Origin of the sequence: Massilia sp. PAMC28688, assembly GCF_019443445.1 — a bacterium.
In the GTDB taxonomy this organism is placed as follows: Bacteria; Pseudomonadota; Gammaproteobacteria; order Burkholderiales; family Burkholderiaceae_D; genus Telluria_A.
The window spans coordinates 3,343,343-3,365,783 of the sequence record NZ_CP080378.1; the positions used below are offsets into that span (position 1 = coordinate 3,343,343).

17 protein-coding genes are annotated in these 22,441 nt (G+C 63.9%); 4 read left to right on the top strand and 13 right to left on the bottom strand.

Going from position 1 to position 22,441, the window contains the following annotated elements; genetic code table 11:
- The first annotated feature begins 1 nt into the window (after window position 1).
- Complete coding sequence (rph, locus tag KY495_RS14935) at window positions 2-730, top strand: ribonuclease PH (RefSeq protein WP_219880186.1); 729 nt, start codon at window positions 2-4, stop codon at window positions 728-730.
- Here the strand turns inward: rph and KY495_RS14940 are convergent.
- On the bottom strand, window positions 713-1,672 hold the full coding sequence (locus tag KY495_RS14940; protein WP_219880187.1) for a DUF3616 domain-containing protein: 960 nt from the start codon (window positions 1,670-1,672) through the stop codon (window positions 713-715). The two genes, rph and KY495_RS14940, sit on opposite strands and share 18 nt — an antisense overlap.
- Before the next feature lie 78 nt (window positions 1,673-1,750).
- On the opposite strand from KY495_RS14940, the gene rdgB reads away from it, so the two are divergent.
- Window positions 1,751-2,335: an RdgB/HAM1 family non-canonical purine NTP pyrophosphatase gene (rdgB, locus tag KY495_RS14945; protein ID WP_219880188.1), complete on the top strand. Its 585-nt coding sequence runs from the start codon at window positions 1,751-1,753 to the stop codon at window positions 2,333-2,335.
- Entirely contained in the window at window positions 2,332-3,570 is a 1,239-nt protein-coding gene (gene hemW / locus KY495_RS14950; RefSeq protein ID WP_219880189.1) for a radical SAM family heme chaperone HemW, read from the top strand. Before rdgB ends, hemW begins: the two co-directional genes overlap by 4 nt.
- Window positions 3,571-3,579: 9 nt before the next feature.
- Here hemW and KY495_RS14955 read toward each other — a convergent pair whose 3' ends face one another.
- Genes KY495_RS14955 through KY495_RS14965 form a run of 3 tightly spaced genes read right to left on the bottom strand, consistent with a single transcriptional unit; the run spans window position 3,580 to window position 9,377 of the window.
- Entirely contained in the window at window positions 3,580-4,977 is a 1,398-nt protein-coding gene (locus KY495_RS14955; RefSeq protein WP_219880190.1) for an efflux transporter outer membrane subunit, read from the bottom strand.
- Window positions 4,970-8,134, bottom strand: a complete 3,165-nt coding sequence (locus tag KY495_RS14960; protein ID WP_219880191.1) for an efflux RND transporter permease subunit — start codon at window positions 8,132-8,134, stop codon at window positions 4,970-4,972. Before KY495_RS14960 ends, KY495_RS14955 begins: the two co-directional genes overlap by 8 nt.
- 22 nt (window positions 8,135-8,156) lie before the next feature.
- Window positions 8,157-9,377, bottom strand: a complete 1,221-nt coding sequence (locus KY495_RS14965; protein ID WP_219880192.1) for an efflux RND transporter periplasmic adaptor subunit — start codon at window positions 9,375-9,377, stop codon at window positions 8,157-8,159.
- Window positions 9,378-9,590: 213 nt separating this feature from the next.
- On the opposite strand from KY495_RS14965, the gene KY495_RS14970 reads away from it, so the two are divergent.
- Entirely contained in the window at window positions 9,591-10,130 is a 540-nt protein-coding gene (locus KY495_RS14970; protein WP_229518317.1) for a TetR family transcriptional regulator, read from the top strand.
- A 34-nt stretch (window positions 10,131-10,164) separates the two neighbouring features.
- Here KY495_RS14970 and tal read toward each other — a convergent pair whose 3' ends face one another.
- The 9 genes from tal to pgi form a co-directional block, all read right to left on the bottom strand.
- Window positions 10,165-11,097: a transaldolase gene (tal, locus tag KY495_RS14975; RefSeq protein ID WP_219880194.1), complete on the bottom strand. Its 933-nt coding sequence runs from the start codon at window positions 11,095-11,097 to the stop codon at window positions 10,165-10,167.
- Between the two features lie 65 nt (window positions 11,098-11,162).
- Window positions 11,163-11,660 (bottom strand): GAF domain-containing protein, encoded by a 498-nt coding sequence (locus KY495_RS14980; protein WP_219880195.1) that lies wholly within the window; start codon window positions 11,658-11,660, stop codon window positions 11,163-11,165.
- A gap of 54 nt (window positions 11,661-11,714) precedes the next feature.
- Window positions 11,715-12,569, bottom strand: coding sequence for an SIS domain-containing protein (locus tag KY495_RS14985; protein ID WP_219880196.1), 855 nt, complete (start codon window positions 12,567-12,569; stop codon window positions 11,715-11,717).
- Between the two features lie 30 nt (window positions 12,570-12,599).
- The gene (zwf, locus tag KY495_RS14990; protein WP_219880197.1) at window positions 12,600-14,069 is read right to left on the bottom strand and encodes a glucose-6-phosphate dehydrogenase; all 1,470 of its coding nucleotides are present in this window, start codon (window positions 14,067-14,069) and stop codon (window positions 12,600-12,602) included.
- Window positions 14,070-14,249: 180 nt separating this feature from the next.
- On the bottom strand, window positions 14,250-15,473 hold the full coding sequence (locus KY495_RS14995) for a sensor histidine kinase KdpD (protein ID WP_219880198.1): 1,224 nt from the start codon (window positions 15,471-15,473) through the stop codon (window positions 14,250-14,252).
- Window positions 15,470-17,029, bottom strand: coding sequence for an ATPase domain-containing protein (locus tag KY495_RS15000; protein WP_219880199.1), 1,560 nt, complete (start codon window positions 17,027-17,029; stop codon window positions 15,470-15,472). The genes KY495_RS14995 and KY495_RS15000 overlap by 4 nt, the downstream gene beginning before the upstream one ends.
- Window positions 17,030-17,158: 129 nt before the next feature.
- A complete protein-coding gene (locus tag KY495_RS15005; protein ID WP_219880200.1) occupies window positions 17,159-19,282 on the bottom strand; it encodes a bifunctional diguanylate cyclase/phosphodiesterase in 2,124 nt (707 codons plus the stop codon).
- Between the two features lie 471 nt (window positions 19,283-19,753).
- Window positions 19,754-20,644 carry an SMP-30/gluconolactonase/LRE family protein gene (locus tag KY495_RS15010; RefSeq protein ID WP_219880201.1) on the bottom strand — a complete coding sequence of 297 codons (891 nt, stop codon included), beginning with the start codon at window positions 20,642-20,644 and terminating at the stop codon, window positions 19,754-19,756.
- Window positions 20,645-20,660: 16 nt separating this feature from the next.
- Window positions 20,661-22,304 (bottom strand): glucose-6-phosphate isomerase, encoded by a 1,644-nt coding sequence (pgi, locus tag KY495_RS15015; RefSeq protein WP_219880202.1) that lies wholly within the window; start codon window positions 22,302-22,304, stop codon window positions 20,661-20,663.
- Between the last annotated feature and the right edge of the window lie 137 nt (window positions 22,305-22,441).

A 22,441-nucleotide genomic window follows, 5' to 3' on the forward strand; every position in this document is an offset into this window, starting at 1 on the left:
CATGACGTTTGAATCACGCCCCAGCGGCCGCGCCGTAGACCAGCTGCGCGATGTGCGCCTGACGCGCCAGTACACCCGGCATGCCGAAGGCTCGGTTCTGATCGAATGCGGCGACACCAAGGTCATTTGCACCGCCAGCATCGAAGACAAGGTGCCGGGATTCTTGAAGGGCAAAGGGCAGGGCTGGATGACGGCCGAATACGGCATGCTGCCGCGCTCGACCCACACCCGCATGGACCGCGAGGCTGCGCGCGGCAAGCAGTCCGGCCGCACCCAGGAAATCCAGCGCCTCATTGGCCGGTCGCTGCGCGCAGCGTTTGACCTGAACGGGTTTGGCGAGCGCACCTTGCAGATTGACTGTGACGTGCTGCAGGCCGACGGCGGCACCCGTACCGCATCGATCACCGGGGCCATGGTGGCGGCCTACGATGCCTTCAACAAGCTGGTCGAGCGTGGCGCCATTGGCGCGGTGCCGGTCAAGAGTTTTGTGGCAGCCATTTCGGTCGGCGTGTATCACGGCATGCCCGTTTTGGACCTGGATTACATCGAGGACTCAGGCTGCGACACCGACATGAACGTGGTCATGACCGACGCCGGCCACTTCATCGAAGTGCAGGGCACTGCCGAAGGCGTGGCCTTTGACCGCGCCGGCATGAATCGCCTGCTCGACCTGGCCGAAGGCGGCATTGCAGACCTGATCAAGCTGCAAAAATCATCCCTGGGGCTGTAAGGCCTTGTCGGTGAGCGTGATCGTCACGCTCCTGAATTCCTGCTTGTCTTCGGCGGTCGACTTGACATGTTCGCCGCCATCGTCGCTCAGGATCTGCAGGCGATTGGTCTCGGGAATCGCAAACAGCGCTTCCGGGCGCACATCGGCCAGTTCCTCGCGCAGCAGCAGTACCGGCTTGTCTGCCGGCTCGCCGGTCCAGGTGAACAGCGCAAAGCTGCCTTCATCCGCAGGTGGCCCGGCCACGACCAGGTAGCTACCGTTCAACTGTTCCAGGCTGCGCACGGCCAGCCCTTCCAGGTCCAGTTCAATGGCCTGGCCAAACTGCGCGTGTTCGCCTTCGATCACGTCATCGGGATTGAGCAGCGGGATCACCAGTGCCATGCCGTGCGGGACCGGATTGCGCAGACCAATCAGGAGCGTGCCTTGGGGCGTCGCAGCCAGGCCCTCGATATTGAATGCACCATCAGCCTCCGGCGTCTTGCTGGACGCGCCAGCCAGATCGTAGTGCTGCAGGTGCTCCGTGGCCAACATGTCGGCCAGCAGCTCGCGGTACGGTTGCCCCACCGGCTTGACCGTGCCATCGACGATATCGGTGGCAAAAAAGCGGTGGCGCCGGCCCTGGAACTTGCCCTTCTTGTTGCGCCCATGCGAAGAGATCCAGTAGATGCGCTCGCCCACGGTGGCCGTGCCCTCGAGGTCCGATTCCTTGTCCTTTTTGGTGCCCAGGAATTCCGACAAATCGATGACGTCTACCGGATCGCGCTTGCCGCGCTGGTACACCTTGAGCTGGTTGCGCTCGTCGTTGGCGGCCACGAAGCAATCGGGGCCGAGGGGCGCGGCGGCGGAAGCGTCGCACATGCCGCGGTACGTGAACGGCTTTTCAACGCGGGCATGGAATGCTTTGGCGAGAAGCGAAGCGCTGCCGGATGGATGTGTTTTCATAATGACAAGCATACTCCAGATCGGGCGGCGGCCCACGCACCGGTTAAAATACGCACTTCAGATTTTTTAGCGCCCATCATGACCCAACGCCTCGTCCTCGCCTCCAACAACGCCGGCAAACTGCGGGAATTCCAGGAAATCCTGGGTCCCATCGGTTTCACCTTGCATCCGCAGGGAGAATTCAATGTGCCGGAGGCGGAAGAGCCTCATGCCACCTTCGTGGAAAACGCGCTGGAAAAGGCGCGCCACGCGTCGCGCCTGACCGGGCTGCCGGCACTGGCCGATGATTCCGGCGTATGCGTCAATGCCTTTGGCGGCGCGCCGGGCGTGTATTCGGCGCGCTTTGCGGGCGAGCCGAAATCTGACGCGCGCAATAACGAGAAGATGATCGCGGACCTGGCGTCGCACGACGACAAGTCGGCCTATTATTACTGCGTACTGGTATATGTGCGCCACGCAGGCGACCCGCAGCCGGTCATTGCGGACGGACGTTGGAACGGCGAAATCACGCCAGAGGCGCGCGGCTCCAACGGCTTTGGCTACGATCCCCATTTCTTCATCCCGTCACTGGGCAAGTGCGCCGCTGAACTCACACCGCTGGAAAAGAATGCGCTGTCCCATCGCGGCCAGGCCCTGCGCGCACTGGTCGACAAGCTCAAATGATTCCGATCAAAGTCGTCAGCGGCGACAAGGCGCCCGAGCCACGCTCACCGGCGGCAAGCGCGCTGCAGTATCTGCAGCCCGGCACCCTGAACCTGACGGCGTTGCCGCCGCTGTCGCTGTACATCCACTTTCCATGGTGTGTGCGCAAGTGTCCTTATTGCGACTTCAACTCGCACGAAGCCAGGGGCGAGTTCCCGGAAGAAGAATACCTCGCCGCGGTCAGGCTCGACCTGGAGCAGTCGCTGCCCCTGATCTGGGGCCGCAAGATTTATACGATTTTCATCGGCGGCGGTACGCCCAGCCTGATGTCGGCCAAAGGGCTGGACCGATTGATGTCGGACGTGCGCACGCTGCTGCCGCTCGATGGGGCCTGCGAAATCACCATGGAAGCGAACCCCGGCACATTCGAGACCGAGAAGTTCAAGTCCTTCCGCGCCAGCGGCATCAACCGCCTGTCGATTGGCATCCAGAGTTTCAACGCGCGGCACCTGAAGGCGCTGGGACGCATTCATGACGATGGCGAGGCGCGCCGCGCGGTGGAGATCGCGCACGCCAATTTTGATAACTTCAACCTCGACCTGATGTACGCGCTGCCATCGCAAACGCTGGAAGAGGCGCGAGAGGACCTGGCCACGGCCATGGCGTTCTCACCGCCGCACCTGTCGCTCTACCACCTGACGATGGAGCCGAACACGGTCTTTGCCAAGTACCCACCGGCGCTGCCGGACGACGATACCAGCGCCGACATGCAGGACATGATCGCGGTCGCTACCAGGCAGGCTGGATTTGAACAGTACGAGATCTCGGCCTATGCGCAGCCAGGACGGCGCGCACGCCACAACCTCAATTACTGGGAGTTCGGCGACTACCTCGGCATCGGCGCCGGGGCGCACTCCAAGATATCGTTCCCCCACCGCGTGCTGCGCCAGGCGCGCTTCAAGCAGCCAAAGTCGTTCATGGAAGCTGCCGTGAAGGGCAATCCGGTGCAGGAAGAGTACGAGATTTCACGCGCCGACATGGGCTTTGAATTCATGCTCAACACGCTGCGCCTGACCGGCGGTTTCGATCCCAGGCTGTTTGGCGAGCGCACCGGCATGAGCATCACAGCCATCGACAAAACCCTCAATGCGGCGGAGGCCAAGGGCCTCCTGTACCGCGACCACAAGATCATCCGCCCGACCGAACTGGGACTGCGCTTCCTCAACGATCTGCAGCAGATGTTCCTGGGCGAGTAGGCCTGGCGCCTACCTTGACGCGCCAGGCTCGGCGCTCCAGCCGCCACCAAGCACGCGGTACAGCGTCACCTGGTTCTGCAGGCGCTGCAGGTTGGCCTGCACCGCCGCCTGCTGGGCCGCGAACAGCGAACGCTGGGCGTCGAGCAGGTCGAGATAGCTCGAAGCGCCGCTCTGGTAGCGCAGGTCCGACAGGCGGAAGCGTTCCTGCTCCGCTTCAGCCACTGCGCGCTGCGCCCGCAATTGCTCGCTGAACGTGGCCTGGCCGGCCAGTGCATCCGCCACTTCGCGGAACGCAGCCTGGATGCTGCGCTCGTACTGGGCTACGGCGATGTCGCGCCCGGCGCGCGCGGCGCCGAGGTTGGCGCGGTTGCGGCCATAGTCAAAGATCGGCAGCAGCAGGTTTGGCGCGAAACTCCAGCCGTACGAGCCACTCTCGAACAGACCGCTCAGTTCCGTGCTGGCGCTGCCGGCGCTGCCGGTCAGCGTGATGCGCGGGAAGAAGGCGGCGCGCGCCGCGCCAATGTTGGCGTTCGCTGCAACCAGCTGCTGCTCGGCGGCGCGAATGTCCGGGCGTACGGTCAGCAAGTCGGACGGCAGGCCGGCCGGCAGCTCGGTCAGTTCGGTGGACCTGAGCGTGGCATTGGGCGCCGGATTGGCCGGCAGCGTCTGGCCAACGAGAAGGGTCAGCAAATTGGTATCGAGTGCCAGCTGGCGCTGCTGCTGCGCCAGCGTGGCGCGCGCGGTATCGACCAGCGAGACGCCCTGCTGCAGGTCGAGATTGGACACCACACCGTTGTCGTACTTGAGCTGGATGAGCCGCAGCGCATCCTCGCGCGCCTTCAGGGTCTGCTGCGTCAGTGCCAGCAGTTCCTGGTCGGCCAGCGTGGCCAGGTAGGTGTTGGCGACCGAGGCGATCAGGCTGATATGGGTGGCCTTGCGCGCTTCCTCCGTGGCCAGGTACTGGGCCAGCGCGGCATTACTGAGGCTCTTCACGCGGCCAAACAGATCGAGCTCGAAAGAGCTTACCGCCAGCCCTGCGCTGTAGGTGCTGATGGTCGAGTCATTCGGGCCCGGCGTGCGGCTGCCGCTCACGCCAACGCCAACCGTGGGCAGGATATCAGCGCGGCGCACCTGGAACTGGGCACGCGCCTGTTCGATGTTGGCAATTGCCACCCGCAGGTCGCGGTTGTTGGTCAATGCCAGGCCGATGAGCTGCCTGAGGCGCTGGTCGGCAAAGAAGCTTTGCCAGTCCAGGTTGGCCGCCGCCTGGTTGCTGGTGCTGTCGGCCAGCGGGAAGGTGGCCGCCACCGGCGCCGCCGGGCGCTGGTAAGTGGGCGCCAGCGACATGCAGCCAGCCAGGGTCAGTGACAGCGCCAGCGGCCCAAGCTTGTAAATCGTCTTAATCATGCTTTACCTCGACTGCGGGATGAGCGGCACCGTCTTCGTGCGCATACTTCTGGCGCTGACGCTCACTGCCCTTGAAAAGTTTGCGGACGATCACGAAGAACACGGGCACAAAGAACACGCCAAGTGCAGTAGCGGTGATCATGCCGCCCATGACGCCGGTGCCGATGGCACGCTGGCTGGCCGAACCCGCGCCGCTGGCAATCACCAGTGGCAGCACGCCGAGGATAAAGGCGAGCGAGGTCATGATAATCGGGCGGAAGCGCAGGTGGCACGCTTCCAGCGCCGCTTCCACCAGCGTGCGGCCCTGCGCCTGCAGGTCCTTGGCAAATTCGATGATCAGCACCGCGTTTTTCGCGCCCAGGCCAATGATGGTGATCAAGCCCACCTTGAAGTACACATCGTTGGGAAAGCCGCGCAGGTTCGCCGCCAGCAGCGCGCCAAGCACGCCCAGTGGCACCACCAGCAGCACCGCCACCGGAATCGACCAGCTTTCATAGAGTGCGGCCAGGGCCAGAAATACCGCCAGCATGGCAAAGGCGAGCAGGATGCCGACCGTGGAGCCGGACAGCTTTTCTTCGCGCGACTGGCCGGTCCATTCAAACGCGAAGCCGGGCGGCAGCTGGCCGGCGAGGCGCTCCATTTCGTCCAGCGCCTGGCCGGTACTGTAGCCGGGCGCCGCGTCGCCCGAGAGGCGAATGCTCGGGTAGCCGTTGTAGCGCACCGTTTGCATGGGACCTGTCACCCAGCGCGTGGTGGCAAAGGCCGACAGGGGCACGGGCTGGCCGCGCGCATTCATGGCGTTTAAGCGCAGCAAGTCTTCCGGCTGCATGCGCGAGGGCGCATCGGCCTGGACCACCACGCGCTGCAGGCGGCCCGCATTCGGGAAGTCATTGATGTAGGCCGAACCGAGCGACGTCGAAATGGCCGCATTGATCGCGTCGAACGTCACGCCCAGTGCACTGGCCTTGTCGCGGTCAATGTCGAGCTGAACCTGCGGCGCGTCTTCCAGGCCTTCCGGACGCACGCCGGCCAGGATCGGGCTCTGGCCCGCCATGCCCAGCAGCTGGTTACGCGCAGCCATGAGCGCGTCGCGCCCCTGGCCGCCCCGGTCCTGCAGACGGAAGGAGAAGCCGGTGCCGCGTCCGAGCTCCGGGATTGGCGGCGGGCTGATGGCGAAAATGATGGCGTCGCGTACCTGCGACAGGCGGCCACTGATGCGGCCTGCCACCGACGTCGCGTCCTGGCCCTCGCCCTTGCGCTCGTCCCAGTCCTTGAGCGTGATGAAGCCAAGCGCCATGTTCTGGCCCTGGCCCGAAAAGCTGAAGCCCTGGACTGCCACCATGCTGGCCACTTCCGGCTGCTTGAGGATGAATTCCTCGGCCTCGCGCAGGGCACGGCCGGTGCGCTCGAGCGTGGCACCGGGCGGCAGCTGGAAGTTGGCGATCAGCGAACCCTGGTCTTCGTTGGGCAGGAAGCTGTTTGGCATGCGCACAAACAGCAGGCACACCACGCCTATCACGGCCACGAACACGATCAGCGAACGGCCGGTGTGGCGCAGCATTTTGGCCACGAAGCCTTCGTAGTTTTTTGCAGTCTTGCTGAAGCCGCGGTTGAACCAGCCGAAGAAGCCGGTCTTGGCATGGCTGTGGCCAGCTTCCACAGGCTTGAGCAGGTGGGCGCACAGCGCCGGCGTGAGTGTGAGCGCGAGGAAGGCCGAGAACAGGATGGACGAGACCATCACGGCCGAGAACTGGCGGTAGATATTGCCCACCGCGCCGGCGAAGAACGCCAGCGGCACGAATACCGACACCAGCACCACGGTCACGCCGATAATGGCGCCGGAAATCTGGCCCATGGCCTTGCGCGTCGCTTCCAGCGGCGGCAAGCCTTCTTCGCTCATGATCCGTTCCACGTTTTCGACCACCACGATGGCGTCGTCGACCACGATGCCGATCACCAGCACCATGCCGAACATGGTCAGCACGTTGATGGAGTAGCCCAGGGCCAGCAGGGTGCCCAGCGACCCAAGCAGCGCGACCGGCACCACGATGGTGGGAATGATCGTGTAGCGGAAGTTTTGCAGGAACAGGAACATCACCAGGAACACCAGTACCACCGCTTCAATCAGCGTTACCACGACCTGTTTGATGGAGATGTCGACAAAGCGCGAGCTGTCGTATGGGACCGCGTAAGTCATCCCCTTGGGGAAGTAGCGTGCCAGCTCGTCCATGCGGGCGCGCACCAGCTTGGCCGTCTCCATCGCATTGCCGGTGGGGGAGAGCTGGATGCCGATACCGGTGGAAGGCTTGCCATTAAGGCGTGCCGCCGTGGCGTAGCTCTGGGCGCCAAGTTCGATGCGGGCCACGTCGCGCAGGCGCACGCTGGAGCCGTCCGGATTGGCGCGCAGGATGATGTTGCCGAATTGCTCGACGGTGCTCAGCTGGCCCGATACGACGACCGTGGCGGTAATGGCCTGGCCGCCGACGTTGGGCAGGTCGCCAATGGTGCCCGACGATACCTGGGCGTTCTGCGAGCGGATGGCTGCGTTCACGTCCGTGGGCGAGAGGTTGAAGCCGACCAGTTTGGCCGGATCGATCCAGATGCGCATGGCGCGCTCGGTGCCGAACAACTGGGCCTGGCCGACGCCCTTGATGCGCTGGATTTCAGGCAGCACGGTGCGCGAAGCATAGTCGCCAAGCGCGATCGGATCCCATTTCGGGTCGCTCGACGTGAGAATGGTAAACATCAGGAAGTTGGCGCGCGCCTTGTCCACGCGCACGCCCTGCTGCACCACCGCCTGCGGCAGGCGCGGGGTGGCGCGGGCCAGGCGGTTCTGCACGTCCACCTGGGCCAGGTCATCGTTGGTGCCGGTTTCAAAACTGAGCGTGATGGAGCCGGTGCCGTTGGCCTGGCTGATTGACTCCATGTAGATGAGGCCCGGGGAACCGTTCATTTCGCGTTCGATCACGCTGATGACGCTGTCCTCGAGGGTCTGGGCCGACGCGCCGGGGTAGGCGGCATTGATGACGATGGATGGTGGGGCCACTGCCGGGTATTGCGCCACCGGCAGCTGGGTAATGGAGACCGCGCCCACGACCATGATGAAGAGCGCGATGACCCATGCGAAGATGGGGCGGTCGATAAAATAGCGAGCCATTGATAGTCCTGACTAAAATTCGTTAGCGGCTGGCCGCTGGCGCAGGGGCGGCGGCCGCTGGCGCGGGAGCTTGCGCAGTCGCCGGCGCCGACCATGGCACCGGCTTGACCTCGGCGCCCGGTCCCTGGAGCTTCTGGAAGCCGTCGACCACGACCTGCTCGCCATCCTTGAGGCCTTCGAGCACCACCCACTGGCCATCTTGCTGGGAGCCGACGCGGATCGTGCGCGGCTGCGTCTTGCCGTCGGCGCCTACCACCACCACCGTGTCGCCGGAGCTGCCGCGGGTGACTGCCTGCTGGGGGATGAGAATGGCTGCCGGAACCTGGGCCTGGGCCACGCGCACGCGCACGTACTGGCCAGGCAGCAGCATGTTGTCATTGTTGGGTACCTGGGCGCGCAGGGTGACCTGGCCCGAAGTCGGGTCGACGGTCACGTCCGAAAACAGGAGCTTGCCCTTGTGCGTCAGTTCCGAGCCGTCATCCATGATGATCGATACGGGCACGGCCTCGCCTTGGGTCACATTGACGCCGGCCGCGCGGCGCAGGCGCTGCAATTCCGAAGCCGATTGCGTGAAATTGACAAACACGCTGTCGGTCTGCTGGATCACGGCCAGCTGGGTGGCCTCGGCTGCGCTGACCAGGGCGCCTTCGGTGACCAGCGCCCGCCCGATGCGGCCCGCAATGGGAGCGGTCACGCTGGCGTAGCCGGTATTGATCTGCGCGATCTGTACCAGGGCGCGCTGGGCCGCGACGTCGGCCTGGGCGGTGCGCTGGGCCGCGACCACATTGTCGTACTCCTGCTTGCTCACGGCATTGGCTTCGGCCAGCGGCTTGTAGCGGTTGGCCTGGGCGGTGGCCTGGCTCAGGTTGGCTTGCGCCTTGCCAAGATTGGCACGGGCGCTTGCCAGTTGGGCCTGGTAAGGGGCGGGATCAATCTGGAACAGCACCTGTCCCTGCTTTACCTCGCTGCCTTCGGTAAACAGGCGCTTGAGCACCACGCCATTGACGCGGGCGCGCACCTGCGCCACCCGTACCGCTTCCACGCGCCCAGGCAATTCGGACTGCAGCGCCACCGGCGCAGTCTTGACGGTGATCACGCCCACCTGGGGTGGCGGTGGCTTGCCGCCCGGACCACCGGCACCTGGTCCACCGGGAGCCGCATTTTTGTCGCCGCATGCAACCAGCATGCACAGGACGGCGGTCGCAGCGACTGCGCGCGTGGCGAAGGAGGATAATGAACGCATTCGGAAGTTCCTTAAGAATATTGTTGTATTGACCGGACAGATCGGCTGCACGCTGTAATAAGACCCCCGCCACGGTCGATTTGAAATATACTATCACGAATGTATGTTTAATGTTTGGCGCAGGTAATTTGGAGCAAAAAGATGGTTCGCAGAACGAAAGAAGAGGCACTGGCAACACGGCACAGTATTCTGGATGCAGCTGAACAACTGTTCGTGAAACAGGGCGTCTCGGCGACTACCCTCCAGCATATCGCAACGGCCGCCGGCGTGACGCGGGGCGCCATTTATTGGCATTTTGAGGACAAGGGCGAGATGTTCAACGCCATGATGGAGCGCGTCAAAATGCCGCTCGAAGCGGCGCGCCAGCAGATGGAAGAAGCCAACCCGCTCGAACCGCTGCAGGCGCTGCGCGAGCATATGCTGGCGTGCTTTCGGGTGACGGTGGAAAATCCGCAGGCGCGTCGCGTGTTCGAGATCGCCACGCTCAAGATGGAATTTACGGACGAGCTCAATTCGGTGCGCATCCGCCGCAAACAAAACCAGGAAATGTGGATGGCACGGACCGAGGCTGCGCTGCGCGACGGGATCGCCAAGGGCAGTGTGAAAAAGGATGCCGACCCGGTGGCGGTGGCGCTGGGGCTGTGGGCCATTCTCGATGGGCTGCTGCGGCTGTGGCTGCTGGACCAGAGTTTCGACCTGCTCAAGGTGGGCGGGCAGGTGGTCGATACCCACCTGGCCTGCCTCGAAGCGTAAGCGCGGGCGGCCCCGGTGCTCGCCTGCCGCCTGATCAGCGCATGCCGCTGATGATCTGCTTGAGCTTGCCCGAATCGGCGCAGAATGCGCGGATGCCTTCGGCCAGCTTGTCGGACGCCATGGCGTCTTCGTTCATCATGAAGCGGAAGGTCTTTTCGTCGAGCGCGACTTTTTCAATCGACACGGCGCCGCCCTCGCCGCCCAGCTTGCGTTCGACCTTGCCTTCGGTATTGGCCAGCTGCTGCAGCAGTTCCGGGCTGATGGTGAGCAGGTCGCAGCCGGCCAGTTCCAGGATTTGCGAGGTATTGCGAAAGCTCGCGCCCATTACCTCGGTCTTGTAGCCGAACTTGCGGTAGTAATTGTAGATGCGCTTGACCGACTGCACGCCCGGATCTTCCGCCCCCATGTAATCGACGCCGGTCTGCTTCTTGAAGTAGTCGTAGATGCGGCCGACGAAGGGTGAAATGAGCTGGGCGCCGGCTTCGGCACAGGCAATGGCCTGGGGCAGGGCGAACAACAGCGTCATGTTGACGCGGATGCCTTCCTTTTGCAGGATCTCGGCGGCGCGGATGCCTTCCCAGGTGGAGGCGATCTTGATCAGCACGCGCTCGCGGCCGACGCCTTCAGCCTCGTACAGGGCAATCAGTTCGCGGCCCTTGGCCACGGTGGCGTGGGTGTCGAAGGAAAGGGCGGCATCGATCTCGGTGGAGACCCGGCCCGGGATGATCTTGAGGATTTCCATGCCAAAGGCGACCAGCACGCGGTCGATTATTTCACCGGTGGAGAGCTTGGGATGATCCTTGATGGCCTTGTCCAGGATGTGCTTGTACTCAGGCTTTTGCACGGCCTTGAGGATGAGCGAGGGATTGGTGGTGGCGTCTTGCGGGGTGAATTGCTTGATGGACTGGAAGTCGCCGGTATCGGCGACGACCGTGGTGAATTGTTTGAGTTGTTCGAGCTGGTTCATGTTCGCGCCGGTGCAATGAGGTCAAAAAAACATTGTACCTCCGCGCGCGCAAACCGGCGCGCGTATCAGAAGTCGGTGGCGGCCATGAAGGCGGCAACCAGCGATTCCAGGCCGGCCTGGTCCTCGGCGCTGAAGCGGTTCAGCGTGGGGCTGTCGATGTCGAACACGCCCAGCACTTCGCCGTTTTTCAGCAAGGGAATGACGATTTCGGCGTTGGAGGCCGAATCGCAGGCAATGTGGCCAGGGAAGGCATGCACGTCAGGCACCAGCTGCGTGACGCGCTGCGCGGCGGCGGCCCCGCACACGCCGCGGCCAAAAGGAATGCGGGCGCAGGCCACCTTGCCCTGGAACGGGCCCACCAGCAGTTCCTTGCCGTCGCCCTGCTTGTTCGGGCGCGTCAGGTAGAAGCCTGCCCAGTTCAGTTCGGCGATGGTGTCGTAGATGAAGGCGGAAAACTGCGAGGCATTGGCCACCAGATCGCGCTCGCCGTCGAGAATGCTCTCGACCTGGCGGCGCAGCATGGCGTAATCGGGCTTGAGGGCGGCTGCGGGAGTGATGTGCATGGTTGGCCTGGGATAGAGGAAAATGAGGAAAATACAAAGGCCGTATTTTACAAGCTAGCCGATGAACGAATCGAACTGCATGTCGAATTCCTGCAGCGCCTTCTGGGCGTTTTGCATTTTCTTGCGAAATTCCGGACCGCGCTGCAGCGCCAGGCCCACGGCCAGCACGTCGATCACCACCAGGTAGGCCAGGCGCGCCGAGATGGGTGTGTAGGGATCGGTGTTGAAGACCAGGTCGATGGGAATGAGCACTGTGGCCAGGTCCGCCAGCGGGGTGCCGGAGGGCGCCAGCACGATGACGTCGGCCCCGCCGCGGCGCGCCAGTTTGACCGAACGCACCAGGGCCGGGCTGTTGCCGCGCTGCGAAATAGCCACCACCGCGTCGCCTTCGCGCAGCAGCGCAGCGGCGATGCTGTGGATGTTGGGATCGGCGTAGGCCACCGTGGGCACGCCCGAGCGGAAGAACTTGTGCTGGGCGTCGGTGGCGACGATGCCGGACGTGCCCTGGCCGTAGAACTCGATCTTGCTGGCACGCGAAAGGATATCGAGCGCGCGCTGCACGGCTTCGGGATTCAAATTATTGCGCAGGTCCAGCAGCGTGTTGATGGAGCGGCTGCAGATCTTGTTGACCAGGTCCGACGCCAGGTCGTCCTGGGCCGGTGCTTCGTTCACGCCGGGCAGGGCCAGCGCCAGGCCCTGGGCCAGCTTGAGCTTGAACTCGTGCCAGCCATCGTAGCCGAGGGTGCGGCAAAAGCGCACCACGGTCGGCTCGGACACCTGCGCGCTGCGGGCCAGCGCGGTAATGTTCTGGCTGACCGTGGCGGCAGGATGTTCGAGCACTGCCATGGCGACCTTTTTCTCCGATTTGGAGAGCGAGTCGAGCTGGGTGCGGATGGAATCTAACAGCACTGGATTGCGGCCTTTGGCGAAGAGCTGTTGTCAGTCTTCAGGCAGCGCTTCTTCGCGCCACTGAAGACCATCGCGCCCGATCAGGGCACTGGCTGCGGCAGGGCCCCAGGTGCCGGCCGAATACGGGATCGGCACGCTGTCGTCCTCTTCCCAGTGGTCGAGGATTGGTTCAACCCATTCCCACGCCGCTTCCAGCTCGTCGCCGCGCATGAACAGGGTAAGCTGGCCGCGCAGCACGTCCAGCAGCAGGCGCTCGTAGGCGTCCATGCGCGGGGTCTTGAACTGCTCGCGGAAGTCAAGTTCGAGTTCTGCCTGCTTCAGGCGCATGCTGTCGCCCGGCGTCTTGGCCATCAGGTTCATCGACAGGCCTTCGTCCGGCTGCAAACGGATCACCAGGCTGTTTGGCTGGAAGCTGCTGGTTGGCTGGTTGAAGATGGAATGCGGGATCTGCTTGAAGCGCACCACGATTTCGGCCAGGCTGTCCGCCATGCGCTTGCCGGTGCGCAGATAGAACGGCACGCCGGCCCAGCGCCAGGTATCGATTTCTGCCTTGATGGCGACAAAGGTCTCGGTGCTTGACTGCTGCGGCGCATCCGGCTCGTCGCGGTAGCTCGGCACTGCCTTGCCGTCGACATGACCGGAGCGGTACTGGCCGCGCACGATGTTCTGCGCCAGCGTGGTGGGCGTAAAGCGCTTGAGCGAGCGCAGTACCTGCAGCTTGGCGTCGCGCACGGCGTCTGGCGCAATCGAGGTAGGCGGTTCCATGGCCACGATGCAGAGCAGCTGCAGCAAGTGGTTCTGCAGCATGTCGCGCAGTGCACCGGACGTATCGTAGTAACCCATGCGGTTGCCCACGCCGATTTTTTCGGCGATGGTGATCTGCACGTCGGAGATCCATTCACGGCGCCACAGCGGCTCGAACAGGATGTTCCCGAAACGCAGCGCCAGCAGGTTCTGTACCGTTTCCTTGCCCAGGTAATGGTCGATGCGGTAGATCTGCGATTCGGCAAAGACCTTGCCTACTTCGGCGTTGATCTGCTTGGCGCTTTCGAGGTCGCGGCCAAGCGGTTTTTCGAGCACCACGCGCGAATTGGGCGTGGCCAGGCCCGCTTCCTTGAGGTTGTCGCAGATTTGCGCGAACAGGTGGGGCGGGGTGGCCAGGTAGTAGACGCGGGTGAGCTTGTCGTCTGCGCGCAGGGCCTCGACCAGCGGCGCGTAGGTGGAAGCGTCGGTGGCGTTAAGCGAGGCGTACACGATGCGCTGGGTGAAGCGGCTCCAGCCCTTGTCATTGATGGCTGCCTTGATGTGCGGCTTGGACGTGCTCTCGACGGTGGCCAGGAATTCTTCCTGCGACCACTCGTGACGGCCCACGCAGATGATGCGCGCCGTCGGCGGCAGGTCGTTGGCGATATCGCGCGCGTACATCGCAGGGAGCAGCTTGCGCATCGCTAAGTCGCCGCTGCCGCCAAAGAGAACGAGGTCAAAATCGGTAAGAGCCATGGTGTGATCGCAGAGTAGAGGTGCGTGAATGAATGAGTGATAAATGATGCCGCCATCATGCCGATCCTGGCGCACGCAAGGGTGCGGCGCACGCGAACCGGGGTGCCGGCTGGTTGTGTAAATTTACTACATAAATATGTCGCACGCAAGTAATTTTACTACGCAACTGCGGCTCGATCGTCAGGTAAGGGGCAGGCGGATGGTGAAGGTGCTGCCCTGGTCCCGGCCCGGGCTGGTGACGGTCAGGGTGCCGCCATGCAGTTCCACGATGCGGCGGGCGATGTACAGGCCCAGGCCGAGGCCGGTGGCATTGCCCTCGGTCTGCAGGGTAAAGGCGCCGAAGACGTGGTGGATATCGGGTGCGGCTATGCCCTGGCCGCTGTCGATCACGGCAATTTCCACATGCGTCGCGCCGCGCGCGATGGCCAGGCGCAGCGAGCCCCCGGCCGGCGTAAATTTGATGGCATTTAGCAGCAGGTTCCACAGCACCTGCTGCAGGCGGCGGCCATCGGCGGCCAGCGTGATGCTGTCGCCGCGGTCGGCCGGGGTGATGGTAAACAAGATCGCCTTTTCGTGGGCATGGCCCTCGATGGTGGAGACCGCGTCGCGCACCACCCGGCCCAGCGACAGCGCTGTGCGCTCGATCGACATCTGGCCGGTCAGGGTGCGGGCGGCGTCGATCAGGTCATCGATCATGGCCGCCTCCTGGCGCACATGCACGCGCATCGCCCGCAGCGCGCTTTCCACAGGTTCCGGCAGATCGGCGTGGGTCTTCAAGAGCAGCTCCACGCGCATCGACAGCGCCGACAGCGGGGTGCGCATTTCGTGCGATACCGTGGCCAGGAACAGGTCGCGCGTGCGGTTGACGCGCGACAGTTCCCCGATGGTTTCGCGCTGGCGGTCGATGGTATCGACCAGGGTATGAAGCAAGGCGGTATAGGTCTGCATGCGCGCCTGCGAGACCGGCGGCTGCAGGCGCACCTCGTTCCACAGGCGCTGGCCCGAGACGCCAGCCTTGAGCGCGAGCTGCTCGCACTCCATGGGCGAGCTGAAATCGGCAAACACCCAGCCAAAGGTCACCACGCCGTACACCTGCCCGAGCAGCTTGAGGGGAATGGCGTAAACACGCATGCCGCATATGCTGTCCTGCGCCGGCTGGTCGCTGGCCAGCACGCTCACCACCAGGCGCCGTTCGAGCGCAGTGGCTGCACCATCGTCCTTCCAGAACAGGCCACTTTCCAGCAGGCGCGAGGTGCGTGAGGTCATGAAGGGGCCCACCTGGCGGCCGCACTGGATGTCGTAGGCGCACACCGTCAGGCCCGACGCCTGCGCAAACTGGTCCAGCGGCGTGCGCCAGCTGTTCCAGTCGGTTAAGGTATCGTCGGGCAGGGCAATGCTGATCACGGGTTGTCTTGGGTGGGCAGGTCGATCGATTCAGGCATTTTGGTGCCGTTGGCAACGGCGTCCTCGATCGCCGGACTCTGGCGCGAGGGTGAGCGCGACAGCAGGCCATAATACGACGAAAACGGCAACTGCGGGACGGCATCTGAGGGATTGGCGCCCATATCTTCGGGCAGCAGGGACAAACCGCCTTCTCCGATGAGGTATTCGCGCGTGACCTGGCGATTGCGGCTGCCGCGCACCTTGGGAATGGCGATCGCGCGCCGCAAGAGCGTGGAGATCTCCACATAGTTGAGCAGGATGATGTTGTCGACCAGGTGCGAACCCTTCAGTTCCTGGCTGATCTGCGACAGGCCAAGCAGTTCCGGGCTTTCGTAATTGAAGAAAACGGTGGCCAGCCGGTCCTTGCAGTAGGTGGCGATCGCGTAAAGATAATCGGCCACTTCGGTCGGGCTGGTCATTTCGTACACGGCGCAGGAATCGAAGACCACGCAGTCAATCCCATGTTCCTCGATCAGCTTGACGATGCGGTCGAAGTGGACATCCAGTTCCAGTTCCAGGGGTGACTCGTAGTGCACGAACAATTCGCCGCGCTCGATCATGCCCGTCATGTCCATGCCGAGCGAGTCGGCATTGCGCATCAGCTGGCGCGGGTGTTCGTCCAGGCTCACCAGCAGCGTCTTGTGGCCGGCGGCGATGGCCGAGCGCAGGAACTGCACCGACAGTACCGTCTTGCCGGTGCCGGAAATGCCGCTGACCATGGTCACGGAGCCTTCATACAGTCCGCCATCCATCATCTCGTCAATGGCTTCGCAGCCGGTGGACAGGCGCTGGCCGGACGTTGGCTGGTCTTGCGAGACCATGGGACGCGACTGGGCGCGGCGGTAGACGTGAATGCCCTTGCCGCCCTCGATGCGCATGGTGTGGCTGCCGGCGATGAAATCGTGGCCGCGCGACTTGAGCACCGTGAGGCGGCGCTGGACGCGGCGGTTCTTTTCCTCGCGCGTGAGCGAGATGATGGTGTCGAACACGAAGCGTTCGTGGGCCGGCACGGTGCCAAGCGACTCATCGCGTTCGGCCGTCACCAGCGTGGTCACGCCAAGGCGGTTGATGCCCTCGATGAGCAGGTGCAGGTCTTCGCGAAACGGCATGTCATGCATCTCGGCGTACAGGCGCATGGGGGTGAGGCCATCAATGAGCAGGCGCCGGGCGCCCATGTTGCGCAGGGCATCGGCAAAGGCGCCGTCGGGGTTGCGAAATTCGTTGAGCAGCACCGCGGGCGAAGTCTGGATGACCTTGATGCGCCCGGCGTCGATGTGCTTTTGCAGGTCCCAGTTAAAGCCCGCGGCGTCGCGCAGCAGCTTGGCGGCATCGAGTTCGAACGAGACAATCGCCCCGGGTTCGCCACATTGCTCGGCGCCTGCATAAATGAAGCCCAGTCCCAGCGTGGTCTTGCCGGAACCGGGCGCCCCTTCGACCATGAGATTGTTCTGGCGCGGCAGGCCGCCGCGCAGCACTTCATCGAGGCCGGTAATCCCTGTTTTCAGGATCGTGTCCATGTTTAAGTCCTTAAAATGCCGGTGCATCGCGGCAGTGCGATCGGGTGGTCGAGCGGCCTGGCTGGTCCGTCCCGTAAAGTTGCCAGTTTAACAGTTCAGTGTGTTCGCTCGCGCACGTATGACCGCCGGTTACCAGGGCAGGGTAACTGCCGGATCGGAGGCCGGGTGGCGGGGCAGGGCCGCTGCCATGAACTGGGCAAGGCGCTCTTCGTCGAGGGGGCGGCTGTACAAGTAGCCCTGGTACTCGGCGCAACCGGCGCCGGCGATGAAATCATGCTGCTCGCGCGTCTCCACGCCTTCGGCCAGCACCGACAGGCGCAGTGTGCGCCCGAGCGCCAGGATGGTGTGCGCGATGGCCGCGCCCTGCTGGCCGCCGATGGCATCGCGCACGAAGCTCTTGTCGATCTTGAGCTGGCTGAGGGGCAGCCGGTACAGATAGGAGAGCGACGAATAGCCGGTGCCAAAATCGTCGAGCGAAAAGCGCACGCCGGCGGCCTTGAGCTCCACCATCTTGGCAATGGTGCCCTCGACATCGTTGACCAGCAGGCTCTCGGTCAGTTCCAGCTTCAGGCGATGGGGCGAGGCCCCGGTAGCGGCCAGCACCGTCATGACCTGGGCCACGAAGTCGGCGCGGTACAGCTGGTGGGCGCTGACATTGACAGCCATGGTCAGGTGCGACGTGGCCGGGTCGGCGGCCCAGGAGGCGAGCAGGCTGCAGGCCGTGTGCATGACCCACTGGCCCAGGGGCAGGATCAAGCCGCTTTCTTCGGCCGGCGTGATGAAGTCGTTGGGCGGGACCAGGCCGCGCACCGGATGGTTCCAGCGCACCAGGGCTTCGACCCCGGTCATGGCCCCGCCCACCCGGGCCAGCGGCTGGTAATGCAGCAGGAACTGGCCGCTGGTCAGGCCGCGCCGCAGGTCGTGCTCGAGTGCCACACGGTCGGCCAGGCGTGACGCGATTTCGGGGCTGAACATGGCAAAGCCGTTGCGGCCCGCGGCCTTGGCCTGGTACATGGCCAGGTCGGCGCGCTTGAGCAGTTCGTCGGGGGTGAGTGCTTCGCCATCGAACACCGTGACGCCGATGCTGGCGCTGCTGTACAAGGCGATGCCATCGATGTCGAAGCTGGCCGCAAAGCAGGTCAGCAGCTGCCCGGCTGCGTGGCGCGCTGCCTTGTCGGCAGCCTGCGCTTCGGTGCCCAGGTCATCGAGCACGATCACGAATTCATCGCCGCCGAAGCGCGCCACCAGATCGGTGTTGGTGATGCAGCGGCGCAGGCGTGATGCCACCAGCAGCAGCAGCTGGTCGCCCTTCTCGTGGCCCCGGGTGTCGTTGATGCTCTTGAAGTTATCGAGGTCGATGATCAGGAGGGCGCGGTGGCGCTGCAGCTCGCGGTTGGTGCTGACCGCTTCTTCCAGGCGCGCCAGCAGCAGCTCGCGATTGGGCAGGCCGGTGAGCTTGTCGTAGTAAGCCAGGGCGTGGATTTTGTCCTGCGCCATCTTGCGCTCCCGGATATCGAGGAAATAGATGGCCAGGCCCTCCTCGGACGGATAGGCGCGGATTTCTGTCCACAGGTCCAGGGGCGCGTAATACTCCTCGAACGAGGTGGAGCAGTTGGTGGCGATGGCGCGGTGATATTCTTCGTAATAGCGTCCGCCCACGGCCTCGGGAAAGCGGTCCCAGAGACTGGTGCCCAGCACCTGCTCGCGCGGGCTGTGGAGCAGGCGTTCTGCCACCGAGTTAATGAAGGTAAAGCGCCACTGGCGGTCCACCATCACCACGCCGTCGGTGATGCTCTCGAGCGTGGTGGTGAGGCGGTTGGCGAGCAGGCGGCGTTCGTGGTCGGCGTGCTTGGCCGCATCGATATCCTGCAGGGCGCCTTCCAGGCCGGTCACATTGCCATCGGCGTCGCGCACTGCGTGGGCGGTGGCGCGGATCCATTTACGGGTGCCATCGGTGCGCAGGATCTGGACCTCCTCGTCAAAGGCGATGCCGCGTTCGGCGCAATCGAGATAGACCTGGGTGGCGCGGGCGCGCCATTCGGGTGGGTAGTAGGCCAGGGTGTCGGCGGGCGAGGGCGTGGTCCCGTGCGGCACGCCGTAAATATCGCAGACCTCGTTGGACCAGAAGACGCGGTCGGCCGCCAGGTCCACGATGAAGCCGCCCAGGTGGGCAATGCGGCCGGCAATCTGCACCAGCGTGTCATCGGGAATGCGGGGTATCGCGGAACTGGCGCTGGCGCCTTGCTCGGTCATCTGCATATCCTTGGGGGTAGCGTCCGTACATTGTAACGTTCATTGGGTAATGCTGTTCTTTGTTCAGCGCGCCGCCGCCCCCCAATCAATTTCCTCCCACCAGGGTCAGACCACTTAAACGCCGAAAAATCAATTTCCCACAGGCGGGGTCAGACCACTTAAACGCTGAGAAAGCAACGATTTCAGCAACATTTCATGCCGTGGCGACATAGCGAGCGGCGGAAATTGATTGAGGAATATTGCCTCCGGGCAGCCGGAGGCGAAAGCAGACTTGCGCGGGTCCAGCAGAAGCAGGCTTCCAGGGGCGAACTGTGGCCCCGAATGCGGCCCTCGCCCAGTGACATGGCCGGAGCACGCCGCGAAAAATTGCTTTTCGCGGTTTTAAGTGGTCTGACCCTGGCGGTAGGAAATTGATTTTGGTGCGTTTAAGTGGTCTGACCCTGGTTGGAGGAAATTGATTTGGGATGTTGCCTAAGGGACGTACATCGGTTCTTCGCGGCCGGCCACGTCCACCGCCAGCGACAGCACGCATCCTGTCAGCGGATAGGCGGCGCGCTCGGCGTCGCTGCGGCCATGGCTGGCGCTGGTGATGTACAGGCGCCGCAGGTCGTCCCCGCCAAAGGCCACCATCGTCGGGCAGCGTAGCGGCAGCACGATTTCACGCAGCAGTTCGCCGTCCGGCGAAAAGCGCAGCACGCGCCCGCCCTCGAACATGGCGCACCAATAAGCGCCTTCGCTGTCGACCGCGGCGCCGTCTGGACGCCCGCCATAATTGCTGGTCTTGTCGGCCGAGAACTGGTGGAATGCCTGGCGCTCCGATGCTACGCCGCGCGCGGCATCAAAGGCGTAGCGGTCGACCCGGTGGCTGGTGGTGTCGGCATGGTACATGCTGCGCCCATCCGGCGAAAATCCAAGCCCGTTGGAGTTGGTCATGCCGCCTTCCCACTTGAGGCTGACTTCACCCCTTTCGAGGCAGTACATGGCCGCCGCCTGGCGGTCGCGCGGCTCGTAGATGGTGCCGGCCCAGAAGCGCCCGGCCGGGTCGACGCGCCCGTCGTTGAAGCGCGCCACGCTGCTGTCGTACGGCGCCGGGGCGATGGTGGTGACTTCGCCACTGGCCGTGTCAAGGTGGACGAAGCCGCGCCGCAGCGCCACCACCAGGCCTCCATGCGGATGTAGGGCCAGCGCCGATGGTTCGCTGTCCATCCGCCAGGCGCGGTGTTCGCCCGTCAGCGGGTGCACACGGTGGACCGCAAAGCCGCCTATGTCGACCCAGTAGATGTTGCGCTCGGCCGGGTGCCACAGCGGGCATTCGCCGACCTGCATCGGCGCGGCGTGGACTACTTCAAATTCGTCGCTCATGTTCGTGTTCCTGGTATCAGACGGCAGCCTTGGCCATCTGGATCAATCCGTTGGTGGAACTGTCATGCTGCTCCGGCCGCGCAGTGCCCGTCAATTCCGCTTCGATCTGCTTGGCCAGCACCTTGCCCAGTTCCACGCCCCACTGGTCGAAGCTGTTGACGTCCCAGATCACCCCCTGCACAAAGGTCTTGTGCTCGTACAGGGCAATGAGCGCGCCCAGGGTGTACGGGTTCAGGTACTCCATCAGGATGGTGTTGCTGGGCCGGTTGCCGGGGAAGGTCTTGTGCGGCACCAGGCGCTCGATCTCGTCGCCGGAAAGGCCCTGGGCCCGCAGGTCCTGGCGCACTTCGTATTCCGTTTTGCCGCGCATGAAGGCTTCGGACTGGGCGAAGCAGTTGGCCAGCAGCGCGCTGTGATGGTTCGCATATTCGTGCGCGGGGCGCAGGGCGGCGATGAAGTCGATCGGCGTGATGTCGGTCCCCTGGTGAAGCAGCTGGAAGTAGGCATGCTGGCCATTGGTGCCGCAGTCGCCCCACACGACCGGGCAGGTGGGGGTGTCGACCGGTTCGCCGCCGCGCGTGACACGCTTGCCGTTGCTTTCCATGTCGAGCTGCTGCAGATACGCGGGGAAGCGGTTCAGGTCCTGGTGATAGGGCGCGATCGAGAGCGAGCCGCAGCCGAGGAACTGGCGGTTCCAGAATCCGACCATGGCCAGCAGGACCGGCATGTTCTGCGCCAGCGGCGCCTCCTTGAAATGGGTGTCCATGGCGTGGGCACCGGCGAGCAGGTCGCTGAAGTAGCCGTAACCGACCGACAGCGCCACCGACAGGCCGATGGCAGACCACACCGAGTAGCGCCCCCCCACCCAGTCCCAGAATGGGAACATATTGGCCGGATCGATGCCAAAGGCCTTGATCGCGTCCACATTGGTGGAGACGGCCACGAAGTGGCGCGCCAGCGCATCCTCGGACGCGTGCTGCAGGAACCAGGCGCGCGCGGTCTGCGCGTTCATCATGGTCTCGGTGGTGGTAAAGGTCTTGGAGGCGACAATGAACAGCGTGGTTTCGGGGTTGACCCGGCTCAGCGCCGCATCCATGTCGTGGCCGTCCACATTCGATACAAAGTGCATCGCCAGGCGCGGGTGGGCGTACTGGCGCAGCGCCAGGCACACCATCTTGGGGCCCAGGTCCGACCCGCCGATGCCGATGTTGACAATGTCGGTGATCGGCTTGCCCGTATGCCCGAGCCAGGTCCCGGCGCGCACGTCGTCGGTAAAGCTGCGCATCCGCTCCAGCACTGCGTGAATGTCGTCGCTGATGTTTTTGCCGTCCACGACCAGAGCTTCGCTGCGCGGCGCGCGCAAGGCGGTGTGCAAGACAGCCCGATTTTCGGTAAGGTTGATGCGTTCGCCCCGGAACATCGCGTCGCGCCGCGCTTCCACGCCACGCTCGCGCGCCAGTCCAATGAGCAGTTCAAGCGTGCGCGCGTCGATCCGGTTTTTTGAATAGTCTAGAAACAGTCCGGCGGCATCCACCGTCATGCCCGGGAAGCGGTTGGCGTCGGCGGCGAACAGATCGCGCAGTTGCCACTGGCGGGCAGCGGGGGCAAGCTGGTCAAGCGCCTGGTAGCTGGCGCTGGCGGTAAGGGGGCTGTTGAGCATGGCAGTGTTGAGCTGTTAAGAGATTGTCGAATGATACAGGAGATTTACGTAAATTCACTACAAAACGAATGTAGCTCAATCGCGGATCGCTATCCGAGCAGGAAGAGCTCAGCCAGAGCGATACGGGGTTCGGTGAT